Raw genomic sequence first — 11214 nt, 5'->3', positions numbered from 1 at the left:
CCCGGGGCCCTATATACCGGGGCGCCCCCGCCGGGGTGGGGGTGGGGGGCCCCCCCGGCGGCTGGGAATCAGTCGCTGAGGCGCTCGCCCGTGGAGGTCGAGAAGACGTGCAGCTCGTCGGCGCGGGGCACGACCTGCAGGGTGGAGCCCTTGGCGGGCACGTCACGGCCGCCGACGCGGACCACCAGGTCCTTGTCCTCGGCGCCGACGCGGGTGGAGCCGTAGACGAAGCCGTCGGAGCCGAGCTCCTCGACGACGTTCACGGTCACGGCCAGGCCGTCCTTGCTCGTCGGGCCCGACACGTCGAAGTGCTCGGGGCGGACGCCGACCGTGACGGTGGTGTCGCCCTTGGCGGACGCGGCGGCGATGGCCTCGCGGGAGACGGGGACGACGCTGTTGCCGAACTTCACGCCGCCGTCGGTGATCGGGACCTCGATCAGGTTCATGGCGGGGGAGCCGATGAAGCCGGCGACGAAGAGGTTGGCGGGGCGGTCGTACATGTTGCGCGGCGAGTCGACCTGCTGGAGCAGTCCGTCCTTGAGGACGGCCACGCGGTCGCCCATGGTGAGGGCCTCGGTCTGGTCGTGGGTGACGTAGACCGTGGTGATGCCGAGGCGACGCTGGAGGCCCGCGATCTGGGTGCGGGTCGAGACGCGGAGCTTGGCGTCGAGGTTCGACAGCGGCTCGTCCATGAGGAAGACCTGCGGCTCGCGGACGATGGCGCGGCCCATGGCGACGCGCTGGCGCTGACCGCCGGAGAGCGCCTTCGGCTTCCGGTCCAGGTACTCGGTGAGGTCGAGGATCTTCGCGGCCTCTTCGACCTTGGCGCGGATCTCGGCCTTGTTGACGCCGGCGATCTTGAGCGCGAAGCCCATGTTGTCGGCGACGGTCATGTGCGGGTACAGCGCGTAGTTCTGGAACACCATGGCGATGTCCCGGTCCTTCGGCGGCAGGTGGGTGACGTCGCGGTCGCCGATGCGGATCGCGCCGGCGTTGACGTCCTCGAGGCCCGCGAGCATGCGCAGGGAGGTCGACTTGCCGCAGCCGGAGGGGCCGACGAGGACGAGGAACTCGCCGTCCGCGATCTCGATGTCGAGCTGGTCGACGGAGGGCTTGGTGGCACCCGGGTAGATCCGGGTGGCCTTGTCGAACGTGACGGAAGCCATGGTGATGCGTCCCTTCACCGGCAGGAACGTGCCGGACGATCCGAGTAAAGGAAGGATTGAGGTCTAGTCCACCTGAGTGAACCGGAAGTGACGCTACCTGGCGGTGCCCGATCTGTCAGCACTCTCGGGGCCGTGAGATTTCCGACCGTGGTCCGGGCCGGGTTGGTTACACTTCACTCGCTGCCGCCTTAGCTCAGTTGGCTAGAGCGCTTGACTTGTAATCTTGAGGTCGTCGGTTCGATTCCGACAGGCGGCTCTTGACGAAGGGCCCCGGACGCCGCACGGCGTCCGGGGCCCTTCGGCGCGCCCGGTCCCTTCCGGGCGGACGGGGTCAGCGGCCGGCGATCTTGGACGCGAGGACCGCGACGCGGTCGGTGGTGGCCGTGCGGCCGGACGCCTCCCGGCGGTCGGCGCCGCGGAACGCCGCGTACAGGGTCTGCACGCCGAGCCACCGCAGCGGCTCCGGTTCCCAGGTGCGCACCTTGTGGTTCACCCAGGGCAGGGCGGTGAGGTCGGTCGGCCCGGACTGGCCCGAGTCCTCCTTGATCAGGTCGCGCAGGGTGCGCGCGGCGAGGTTGGCGGTGGCGACGCCGGAGCCCACGTAGCCCCCGGCCCAACCGAGGCCGGTGGAGCGGTCGAGGGTGACGGTGGCGCACCAGTCGCGGGGCACCCCGAGGACACCGGCCCAGGCGTGCTCGATCCGCACCCCGGCGAGCTGCGGGAAGAAGCGGACCAGGATCTCGCGGAGGTCCTCGATCGTCCGCTGCTCGGTGCGGTCGGCGTGCGCGGCGGTGGCGGCCCTGGAGGCGAAGCGGTACGGGACGCCCCGGCCACCGAGCGCGATGCGGCCGTCGGCGGTGCGCTGGGCGTACATGTAGGCGTGGGCCATGTCGCCGAGGGTTTCGCGGCCGTCCCAACCGATGGAGTCCCACTGGGCGTCGGTGAGGGGCTCGGTGGCGATCATCGACGAGTTCATGGGCAGCCAGGTGCGGCGCTGGCCGGCGAGCGAGGCGGTGAAGCCCTCGGTGCAGCGCAGCACGTACGGCGCGCGGACGGTGCCGTACGGGGTGATCGCGTGCTTCGGCTTGATCTCGGTGACGGGGGTCGACTCGTGGATCGTGACGCCGAGCGCTTCGACCGCGGCGGCGAGGCCCTTGACCAGCTTCACCGGGTGGATGCGGGCGCCGTGCGGGGTCCAGGAGGAACCGACGGCGCCGGTGATGCGGATGCGGTCCGCGGTCGCACGGGCGCCGTACAGCTCGCGGTCGGTCTCGCCGAAGGCGAGTTCGGCGGCGTGGAACGCCTTGAGGCGGGCGAGTTGGGCGGGGGAGAGGGCGACTTCCAGGACGCCGCCGCGGTGCTGGTCCGCGTCGATCTCCTCGGCCTCGCAGACGTCGAGGACCTCGGCGACGGTGGCGTTCATCGCCTGCTGGAGGCGGACGGCCGCCTCGTGGCCGTGGAGCTCGGCGTAGCGGTCGCGCCCGGCGATGCCGTTGTAGAGCCAGCCGCCGTTGCGGCCGGAGGCGCCGTACCCGCAGAACCTGGCTTCGAGGACGGTGATGTTGAGGAAGGGGACGGCCTTCTTGAGGTAGTAGGCGGTCCACAGGCCGGTGTAGCCGCCGCCCACGATGCAGACGTCGGCGGTGGTGTCCCCAGGCAGCGGCTCGCGCGGGGCGGGGGTGCCCTCCTGCGCGTACCAGAACGATATGCCGCCGTTGACGGTGCTCTCGACCGTGCTCATCTCTATCCCTCTTCCGGATGTGTGGCCGGAGGTTACCGCTGGCCAGGGGCGCGTGGATACGGGAGAAACCGGAGGCGCCGGACGGGCGGCGGTGGCTAGGTTCGACCCGTGACGTGCGTACCGGAGGAATGGGCGGTGTCCCAGGCGACCCACCACGGCGGGGCGGGGCGGGAGTTCGTGGCCGCACTGCCGGGCTTGGCGGAGGAGTTCCTCGGCCGGTGGGGGCTCACCGCCACCGGCCCGTCGATGCACGGTGCGGCCTCGCTGGTGCTGCCGGTCCGGCGCGGTTCTGACGGCGTGCCGGCGGCGTTGAAGTTCCAGTTGCCCGACGAGGAGACGCGGGGCGAGCCGCTCGCCCTGTGCGCGTGGGGAGGGGAGGGCGCGGTACGACTCCTCGACCACGACCCGGAGAGCGGCACGATGCTGCTGGAGCGGGCGGACGAGCTCCGGCCCCTGTCCGCGCTGCCGGACGCGCGGGAAGCGGTGCGGGTCCTGGCCGGGCTGCTCGCCCGGCTGACCGCCGTCCCCGCGCCGGACGGGCTCCGCCGCCTCGGTGCCGTCGCCGCCCGCATGCTCGCGGACGCCCCGGCCGCTGCGGCCCTCCTGGACGGGGCCGGGGCGGCACTGCTGCGGGACTGCGCGGCGGTGGTGCGGGAGGTCGCGGGGGAGCCGGGCGACCGGTTGCTCCACTGGGACCTGCACCGGGGCAACGTCCTTGCGGCCCGCGACCCGGAGCGGGGACCGTGGCTCGCCATCGATCCCAAACCGCTCGCGGGCGACCCGGGCTTCGAGCTGCTGCCGGTGCTCGCCGGTGGCCGGGAGGGGCGGGTGGACCCGGCGGAACTGCTGTGGCGGTTCGACCTGCTCGTCGAGGAGGTGGTCGGGGACCGTGGGCGGGCGTTCGCGTGGACCATGGGGCGCGTGTTGCAGAACGGGCTCTGGGCCGTCGAGGACGGGGCGTCCGTCCTGGCCCCGGACCAGATGGCCATCGCCGGGATCCTGCTGGCCAGGAGGACGTGATCCGGGGCAGGCTGGGGGCATGATCCGTACTGCTACGCCCGCCGACGTCCCCGTCATCCACGCCATGGTCCGCGACCTCGCGGAGTACGAGAAGGCCCTCCACGAGGTCCGTGCGACCCCGGAGCACCTCCACGAAGCCCTCTTCGGGGAGCGCCCCGCCGCGTTCGCGCACATCGCGGAGGCGGCGGACGGGGAGCCGGTCGGCTTCGCGCTGTGGTTCCTCAACTTCTCGACCTGGCGCGGGGTGCACGGCATCTACCTGGAGGACCTGTACGTCCGCCCGGAGGCGCGGGGCGGCGGCCACGGGAAGGCACTGCTGCGCGAGTTGGCCCGGACCTGCGTCGAGCGGGGGTACGAGCGCCTGGAGTGGTCGGTGTTGAACTGGAACGAGCCCTCCATCGCCTTCTACGAGTCCCTGGGCGCCCGCCCGCAGGACGAGTGGTCGGTGTACCGGCTGACGGACGGGGCCCTGGCGGAGCTCGGGGGCGGCACGGTGTAGGAAGGGGGCATGGACATCGAGCAGCGCTTCCAGCGGATCACCGGCTTCATCGAGGCGCGACTGACGCCCCTCTTCGACCCCGCGAACGGGAGCGACCACGGTTTCGGCATGGACGACACCTCGCGGGCCCTGCGGGCCCTGCGCTACACCGTGCAGGCCGCTTCGGCGGTGAACGGTCTCGTGGAGAAGCGGGAGACGGCGCCGGAGCTGCGGCAGGTCGTCGACCAGGCTCTGGAGCACAACTGGGACGTGCTCCGCTCCGCCGCCCGGATGTGGGAGGACCACCCGGACTTCCTGAAGGAGTTCAAGGCGCACTCCTGGGACGTGCTGGGGGTGTGACCCCGGCCGGGGCGTGCCGGGGCGTGCCCCCGGCCCTGCACGGCACCGGGACCGTCCGGCCCCTCGCCCCCCGGCCCCCGGCCCCGGGTCGCGACGGGCCGTGCCGCCGCGACCCGCGCGGGGGTCGGCCTCACGCGCGCCGGGGGCCGAGGCGGTCGAGGTGCTCCGCCCGCAGGGCGAGCGACACCGCCTCGACCGCGCTGGTGAACGACACCTCCGCCAGCACGCCCGGCGCCGCCACCTGGTCGCCCACCAGGTACGTGCCGTCGCCCCGGTCGACGGCCGGCCGGTCGCGCCAGCTGGTGCCGGGGAGGTCCACCGCTCCCGTACGGCCTCGGGAGACCGACTCCCGCCGCCACACCGTCCGCTCGCGCCAGCCGGGGAAGCCGAGGTCGAGGAGGCGCTCGGCACGGGCCACGCCGTCCGCCTTGGACGCGTCGGGGCCGATGGGCAGCTGTGCCTGGACCAGCTGCTGCCCGGCCGGGGCGAGCGAGGCGTCCTGTGCCGTGAACCGTTCGATCCAGCCGGGTTCGTCCAGGTCGGAGATCACGAAGGGATCGCCCTTCCGGGTGCGGAGGACCAGGTCGAACAGGACGGTGCGGCCGCTCTCCCAGGTGAGCGACGGGTCGCCGAGGAGCCGGGCGGCGGCGGGCAGCGCGGTCGCGACGACCACGGGCCCTCCGCCGACCGGCAGGGCGTCGATCCGCGACGAGGTCTCGATCCGCACGCCCAGCCCTTCCGCCCGCGCGGCCATCCGGCCGATCAGCCGGCCCCAGCCGCCCCGGACGTAGTGCGCCTCGGGCGGCAGGCCGGCGGCCCGGTGCAGCCGTTCCTGCACGAAGCGGGCGGAGAGGGACCCGGGGTCGTGGTGGAAGACCGCGACCGCGCTGTACGCGGCGGCCGTGCGTGCGGCGGACTCGCCCACCAGCCCGGTCGCCCAGGTGTGGAAGTCGAGGTCGACGGGGGCCCGTTCGGCGCTGCGCAGGGACTGGCGGAGCAGGCCGAGCGGCGGGGTGCGGCGCAGCGCACCGTCGTGGTGGAAGCGGAACCGGAGGGCTTCGGCGGGGGGCACCGGGGCGAGGTCGCCGAGCAGACCGCGCTGCTTGAGCCAGGCCCAGTGGGGTCCGCCGTCGTACAGCGCGTGCGGGCCCTCGTTGGTGCGGTACGGGCCGGCAGCCGTGCGTCCCCGGCCGCCGAGCGTGCGGTGCGCCTCGTGGAGGGTCACCTCGGCGCCGGCCTCGGCGGCCGTGATGGCCGCGGTCAGCCCGGCGAAGCCGCCGCCGATGATGGTGAGCTCCTGCATGTCCGTCTCCCTCGTGCCGATCCTCGTGTCGGTTCCGTACGGGGGACGGCCGGCGGGGGCGCGGATGTGACATCGGGGGGCGTTGTCAGTGCCCTGCCGCACGATGGGGGGATGGCGAGGACGCGGGAGAAGAAGACGGCACGGGCACGGCGCGCGGAGGTGCGGCTGCCCCCGCTGGAGGCCTACGAGGGCGGATTGGAGCCCGACGGGGACTATGACGGACTCGAACTGGTCGGGCTCGACCTGGCGGGCCAGTCGGGTGCGGGCGCCCGTTTCATGGACTGTGCGCTGCGTGAGTGCGCGCTCGACGAGACGCGACTGAGGGGTGCCCGCTTCCTCGATGCGGTGCTGACGGCGGTCCGGGGGGTGGGGACGGACCTGGCCGGGGCGCAGTTGCGGGACGTGGAGCTCGTGGAGGCGCGGCTCGGCGGCGCGCAGCTGCACGGGGCGGTCCTGGAGCGGGTCGTGGTCCGGGGCGGCAAGAGCGACTACCTGAACCTGCGGGCGGCGACGTTGAAGGACGTCGTCTTCGAGGGCTGCGTGCTCGCGGAGCCGGATTTCGGGGGCGCGGTGCTGGAGCGGGTCGAGTTCGTGGACTGCGTGCTCACGGGGGCGGACTTCACGGGGGCGCGGCTCACGGACGTGGACCTGCGCGGGGTGCAGCGCCTGGAGATCGCGCGGGGCGTGGAGTCCCTGGCGGGGGCGGTGATCTCCTCGGCCCAGCTCTTCGACCTCGCGCCGCTGCTCGCGGCCCGGCTGGGGGTGCGGGTGGAGGGCTGAGGGCGGGCGGCCCCGGGCCGGCCCTCAGGGCAGGCGGGGGAAGCGGGCCTGGAGGGACCAGACGGCCGGGTTGTCGGCGAGGCCCTCGTGCATGTCGGTGAGGTCGGCGATCAGGTCGTGCAGGAAGTCGCGGGCCTCGCGCCGCAGCTCGGCGTGGTTGAAGGTGACCGGCGGCTCGTCGCCCGGCATCCAGTCGGCTTCGACGTCCACCCAGCCGAAGCGGCGTTCGAAGAGCATCCGGTCCGTGGATTCGGTGAAGTCGAGCTCCGCGTACTGCGGCTGCGCGGCGCGGCTGCCCCGGGGGTCCTGGTCGAGCTGCTCGACGATGTCGCACAGCGCCCAGGCGAAGTCGAGCACCGGGACCCATCCCCAGGCGGTGGACACCTCGCGGTCCGCCTCGGTGTCGGCGAGGTAGACGTCCCCGCAGAACAGGTCGTGGCGCAGGGCGTGGACGTCCGCGCGGCGGTAGTCGGTCTGCGGCGGGTCGGGGAAGCGACGCGAGAGGGAGTAGCCGATGTCGAGCACGGGACCGATGGTGTCACGGCACCGGACCCGCTCCGCAATCCGCTCGGTGCGCGAGGGGCGCCCCCGGTCCACGGCGGGTGCCCCGGCCGGTGGCGGCGGTGGCGCGGCCGTGGACCGGGGCGGGGGAGCGGTGTCGGTGTCCGGCGCCCCGGTGCCGGTTCCGTCCGCGGTCCGGCACCGGGGCGTGCGGGCCGTTCAGCGGCGGCCGTGTACCGCGCGCGCCACCTTCGGCCCGAGCCACCTCTTCAGTCGGCGCAGCGCCTCCAGCTGATCGGCGGCCCGGTCGATCCGGTAGTACAGCTGCGGGGGGACGTACGGGAGCAGCGGTGAGTGGCGCTGGCCGAGGAGCGCGAACATCCGGGCCGGCTCCAGGCGCATGTAGCGGGGCAGCTGCTCGTACCACTGGGCGCTGTAGCGGGCGGCGCTCTGTGCGGAGACGAGGGCGGAACGGCGCTGCTCGCCGTATGCGCAGAGGGCGCCCTCCAGGTCGGCGTGCCCGCGCAGGGCGTCCGCGAGGGCGAGCGCGTCCTCCAGGGCCAGGGTGGTTCCCGCGCCGGTCGAGTAGTGGGTGGTGTGGGCGGCGTCGCCGAGCAGGACCAGGTTCCCGCGGTGCCAGACCCGGTTGGTGAGGGTGCGGAAGGTGAGCCACCGGGCGGCGCCGTCGGCCCGTTCCCGGCCGATCAGCTCGTGCCCGTCGAGGAGGTCGTGGAAGAGCTTCTCCAACAGGCGCAGGCCGTCGGCCTCGTCGCGGATGTCCAGGCCGAGGCCGGTCCAGGTCTCCGGGGAGCATTCGACGACGCAGGTGGAGCGCTCGCCGCTGAACCCGTAGGCGTAGCACCAGATCCAGCCGTGCTCGGTCTCCTTGAAGGCGAAGCTGAAGGAGTCGAAGACCTTGGTGGTGCCGAGCCAGACGTAGTGGTTGCGGCCGGTGGTGACCGTGCTGCCGAAGTGGTCGGCGTGTGCCTCGCGGAGGGCGCTGTGGATGCCGTCGGCGGCGACGACGAGGTCCGCGTCCGCGAGTTCGGGCGCCTCCGGGCCGGGCACCTCGTGCTCGAACTCCAGGTGCACGCCGAGCTCCTCTGCCCGGTCGGCGAGGAGCCCGAGCATCCGCCGCCGGCCGATGCCGAAGCCCGCGTCGCCGCGGTGGACGGTGCGTTCGTCGCGGACGATGGCGACCCCGTCGGTCCAGCTGACGGACGCTTCGGCGACGGCCGCCGCGGACTCCGGGTCGCCGGCGCGGAGCTTGTCGAGCAGTCCGGCCCAGTAGGTGACGCCCCAGCCGTAGGTGGAGCCCGCGGGGTTCCGCTCGTACACGGTGATCGCGTGGGACGGGTCCTGCCGCTTCAGCAGGATCGAGAGGTAGAGGCCGGCGGGTCCGCCGCCGACGATCGCGAGCTTCAACGTGCGCTCCCACTGGTTCGTGACGCCATGCTGTCGAGAGGCAACGCAGAGTAGCAGTGGTGGGGGCGTCGGGCGGGCAGGGAGCGGCGTTCGGGGCGCGGGGGGCGACCCCGGTGCGCGTGTCCTCCGTCGGGGCCGTGGGGGGCGTCCCGGCCTACGGCAGCAGCCGGCGTTCCTTCGCCACCGCCACCGCGCCCGCGCGGGTGTCGACGCCGAGCTTGGCGTAGATCCGACCGAGGTGGGTCTTCACCGTGGCCTCGCTGATGAAGAGGGCCCGGGCGATCTCCCGGTTGCCGAGTCCGCGCCCGAGCTGACCGAGGATGTCCCGCTCCCGGTCGGTGAGGCTCGGACCGGCGGCGCCCCGCATCCGGTCCATGACCCGGCTGGCGACCGGTGGGGAGAGGGCGGTGCGGCCCTGGGCGGCGGAGCGGATGGCGGCGAACAGCTCCTCCGGCCGCTCGGCCTTCAGCAGGTAGCCGGTGGCGCCCGCCTCGATCGCCCGGGTGATGTCGGCGTCCGTGTCGTACGTGGTGAGGACGAGGACGTGGACGCCGGTGGGCGCGATCCGGCGGGTCGCCTCGACTCCGTCGATGCCCGCTCCGAGCTGGAGGTCCATCAGGACCACGTCCGGGGTCAGCTTCGCGGCCATGGCGACGGCTTCCGCGCCGCTGCCGGCCTCGCCCACCACCTCGATGTCGGGGGTGCTGCCGAGCAGCGCGAGCAGGCCGGCGCGGACCACCGCGTGGTCGTCGCAGAGCAGGATCCGTACGGACATCAGGGCTCCAGGGAGAGCGGGATCGCGGCGGAGAGCACCGTGCCCTCGCCCGGGGTGGACTCGACGGTCAGGGTGCCACCGAGCTGCTGGGCCCGCACCCGCATCGCGGGCAGGCCGTGGCCCCGTTCGCCCTGCTCGCGCACGAGCGCCGGGTCGAAGCCGCGGCCGTCGTCGGCGACGTCCAGGACGACCTGGTCGTCGAGGTAGCTGAGGGTCAGGGCGGCGGATCGCGCGCCGGCGTGCTCACGGATGTTGGCGAGGGCTCCCTGGGCGATCCGCAGCAGTGCCGACTGCGTCCGGTCGGGCAGCGGCACCGCGGTCCCGTCGACCCGGAAGGCCACCGATTCCCGGGCGGCGAGTCCGCGCAGCGCCTCCTCCAGGCCGCCGCCCCCGGCGAGGTCGGCGGGGGCGAGGTCCTGCACGAACCGGCGGGCTTCGGCGAGGTTGCGCTCCGCGATCGACTCGGCGGTGCGGACGTGGCGGCGGGCGGTGGCGGGGTCGCTGTCCCAGGTGCGGTCGGCGGCCTGGAGCAACATCTGCTGACTGGACAGGCCCTGGGCGAGGGTGTCGTGGATCTCCATGGAGAGCCGCTGGCGCTCGGCGAGGGTGCCCTCGCGGCGTTCGATGGCGGCGAGCTCGCGCCGGGTGCGGATCAGGTCGTCGATGAGGGCCCGCTGACGGGCGGCCTGCCGGTCGGAGTAGACGAAGACCCCGGTGGCGAGGGCGGCGACGGTCGGCGGGGCGACGATCAGGTTCGGGTCCCATCCGCCGTGCGAGAGCTGGACCTGCGCGAAGACCACGAAGGCGGTCAGCAGGGCGACCAGGCCCAGCGCGGCGCGCGGCGGGAGGGTGCGCAGGCCCGTGTAGAAGAGCGGCACCGCACACCAGGCGAAGCTGGGCGCCAGGACGACGAGGACGACCCAGACGGCGACGACCGTGCTCAGCCAGGCGATCCGGCGGGGGGTGGCGCGGGTGCCGAGCACCGGGCCCAGCAGGTAGAGGGAGGCGAGCGCACCGGTGAGGGCCGCGATCCACGGGCTGCGGTCCTCCCAGCCGTGCCGCAGCAGGAAGCGGGCGAGGGAGGCGCCGAGCAGCAGGAAGAAGGCGACGTGCATGATGCGCGCCAGCCAGCGGGCGTCCGGGTTGTGCTCCGTGGGCCGCGTCACCGTACCGCCTTCCTGACCTGGGTGTACGGGTCCATGGTGGCCCGGCGGGACCAGCCGGGCATCAACCGATCGGCTGACGGCCCCGTCGTCCGGTGCGCGAGCGGAGGCCAGCCGGAACGCGGACCGGTGGGAGGCGGGGCCGGCCGGAGGATGGAGGCAGAGCGCAGGACGGACCGGGCGGCGCGGAAGACCGCCCGCCCACGTTTCCCCCGCTCGTCCCCCCTGCCCCTCCCCACCCCTACGGAGTGCCCCCGTGAAGAAGATCCTGCTCGGTGCCACCGCTGCCGCCGTCGTTGCCGCCGGCACCTTCGGCGTGGTCTCCGCGAACGCCGCCGCCCCGGCCGCCGTCCCCGCTGCCGTCGCGGCCGATGCGACCGGCCAGCACACGGTGGAGTCGACGCACCTGACGATCGAGGCGGCCGTGCAGGCCGCGCGGGCGACCCTGGACGCCGCCGGGGCGGAGGGCCAGCGGGTCTCGGTCGCGGTCGTCGACCGCAAC

The 11214-nt window shown here is 73.9% G+C and carries 11 protein-coding genes, 1 tRNA gene and 1 pseudogene; 6 read left to right on the top strand and 7 right to left on the bottom strand.

The annotated features are described in order from the left end of the window. Positions 1-68: 68 nt before the first annotated feature. The gene (locus tag ACFW22_RS34955; RefSeq protein ID WP_386412609.1) at positions 69-1166 is read right to left on the bottom strand and encodes an ABC transporter ATP-binding protein; all 1098 of its coding nucleotides are present in this window, start codon (positions 1164-1166) and stop codon (positions 69-71) included. A gap of 182 nt (positions 1167-1348) precedes the next feature. Between ACFW22_RS34955 and ACFW22_RS34950 the strand changes: the two genes are divergently transcribed. After that, positions 1349-1422 (top strand) — tRNA-Thr (locus ACFW22_RS34950). Between the two features lie 75 nt (positions 1423-1497). On the opposite strand, the gene ACFW22_RS34945 is transcribed toward ACFW22_RS34950, so the two are convergent. Next, positions 1498-2907 carry an NAD(P)/FAD-dependent oxidoreductase gene (locus tag ACFW22_RS34945; protein ID WP_386412607.1) on the bottom strand — a complete coding sequence of 470 codons (1410 nt, stop codon included), beginning with the start codon at positions 2905-2907 and terminating at the stop codon, positions 1498-1500. A gap of 108 nt (positions 2908-3015) precedes the next feature. Between ACFW22_RS34945 and ACFW22_RS34940 the strand changes: the two genes are divergently transcribed. The 3 genes from ACFW22_RS34940 to ACFW22_RS34930 are packed head-to-tail and all read left to right on the top strand — an operon-like array spanning position 3016 to position 4765. Continuing rightward, positions 3016-3927: an aminoglycoside phosphotransferase family protein gene (locus ACFW22_RS34940; protein ID WP_386412604.1), complete on the top strand. Its 912-nt coding sequence runs from the start codon at positions 3016-3018 to the stop codon at positions 3925-3927. 19 nt (positions 3928-3946) lie between these two features. Then, positions 3947-4426 carry a GNAT family N-acetyltransferase gene (locus tag ACFW22_RS34935; RefSeq protein ID WP_386412602.1) on the top strand — a complete coding sequence of 160 codons (480 nt, stop codon included), beginning with the start codon at positions 3947-3949 and terminating at the stop codon, positions 4424-4426. 9 nt (positions 4427-4435) lie between these two features. Then, positions 4436-4765: a hypothetical protein gene (locus ACFW22_RS34930; protein WP_366038866.1), complete on the top strand. Its 330-nt coding sequence runs from the start codon at positions 4436-4438 to the stop codon at positions 4763-4765. Between the two features lie 130 nt (positions 4766-4895). On the opposite strand, the gene ACFW22_RS34925 is transcribed toward ACFW22_RS34930, so the two are convergent. Beyond that, a complete protein-coding gene (locus ACFW22_RS34925) occupies positions 4896-6068 on the bottom strand; it encodes an NAD(P)-binding protein (protein ID WP_386412598.1) in 1173 nt (390 codons plus the stop codon). 111 nt (positions 6069-6179) lie between these two features. On the opposite strand from ACFW22_RS34925, the gene ACFW22_RS34920 reads away from it, so the two are divergent. Next, positions 6180-6848, top strand: a complete 669-nt coding sequence (locus ACFW22_RS34920; protein ID WP_386412595.1) for a pentapeptide repeat-containing protein — start codon at positions 6180-6182, stop codon at positions 6846-6848. 24 nt (positions 6849-6872) lie between these two features. On the opposite strand, the gene ACFW22_RS34915 is transcribed toward ACFW22_RS34920, so the two are convergent. The 4 genes from ACFW22_RS34915 to ACFW22_RS34900 form a co-directional block, all read right to left on the bottom strand. Beyond that, complete coding sequence (locus ACFW22_RS34915) at positions 6873-7373, bottom strand: hypothetical protein (RefSeq protein WP_386412592.1); 501 nt, start codon at positions 7371-7373, stop codon at positions 6873-6875. Positions 7374-7568: 195 nt separating this feature from the next. Further along, the gene (locus ACFW22_RS34910; protein WP_386412589.1) at positions 7569-8774 is read right to left on the bottom strand and encodes an FAD-dependent monooxygenase; all 1206 of its coding nucleotides are present in this window, start codon (positions 8772-8774) and stop codon (positions 7569-7571) included. Between the two features lie 154 nt (positions 8775-8928). After that, positions 8929-9549 carry a response regulator gene (locus ACFW22_RS34905; RefSeq protein ID WP_386412587.1) on the bottom strand — a complete coding sequence of 207 codons (621 nt, stop codon included), beginning with the start codon at positions 9547-9549 and terminating at the stop codon, positions 8929-8931. Beyond that, positions 9549-10715, bottom strand: coding sequence for a sensor histidine kinase (locus ACFW22_RS34900; RefSeq protein WP_384885525.1), 1167 nt, complete (start codon positions 10713-10715; stop codon positions 9549-9551). The genes ACFW22_RS34905 and ACFW22_RS34900 overlap by 1 nt, the downstream gene beginning before the upstream one ends. Positions 10716-10788: 73 nt before the next feature. On the opposite strand from ACFW22_RS34900, the pseudogene ACFW22_RS34895 reads away from it, so the two are divergent. Further along, positions 10789-11214, top strand: a pseudogene (locus ACFW22_RS34895) (hypothetical protein); the annotation flags it as partial.

It is taken from the genome of Streptomyces sp. NPDC058872 (genome assembly GCF_042743065.1).
In the GTDB taxonomy this organism is placed as follows: Bacteria; Actinomycetota; Actinomycetes; order Streptomycetales; family Streptomycetaceae; genus Streptomyces.
The sequence above is the reverse complement of the archived record's forward strand: the minus strand, read 5'-3'. Positions and strand labels throughout refer to the sequence as shown.

Bases quoted from the DNA above. Each gene is read 5' to 3' on its own strand.
- ACFW22_RS34955 (WP_386412609.1), bottom strand. From the start codon at position 1,166: ATGGCTTCCGTCACGTTCGACAAGGCCACCCGGATCTACCCGGGTGCC.
- ACFW22_RS34945 (WP_386412607.1), bottom strand. From the start codon at position 2,907: ATGAGCACGGTCGAGAGCACCGTCAACGGCGGCATATCGTTCTGGTAC.
- ACFW22_RS34935 (WP_386412602.1), top strand. From the start codon at position 3,947: ATGATCCGTACTGCTACGCCCGCCGACGTCCCCGTCATCCACGCCATG.
- ACFW22_RS34930 (WP_366038866.1), top strand. From the start codon at position 4,436: ATGGACATCGAGCAGCGCTTCCAGCGGATCACCGGCTTCATCGAGGCG.
- ACFW22_RS34925 (WP_386412598.1), bottom strand. From the start codon at position 6,068: ATGCAGGAGCTCACCATCATCGGCGGCGGCTTCGCCGGGCTGACCGCG.
- ACFW22_RS34920 (WP_386412595.1), top strand. From the start codon at position 6,180: ATGGCGAGGACGCGGGAGAAGAAGACGGCACGGGCACGGCGCGCGGAG.
- ACFW22_RS34905 (WP_386412587.1), bottom strand. From the start codon at position 9,549: ATGTCCGTACGGATCCTGCTCTGCGACGACCACGCGGTGGTCCGCGCC.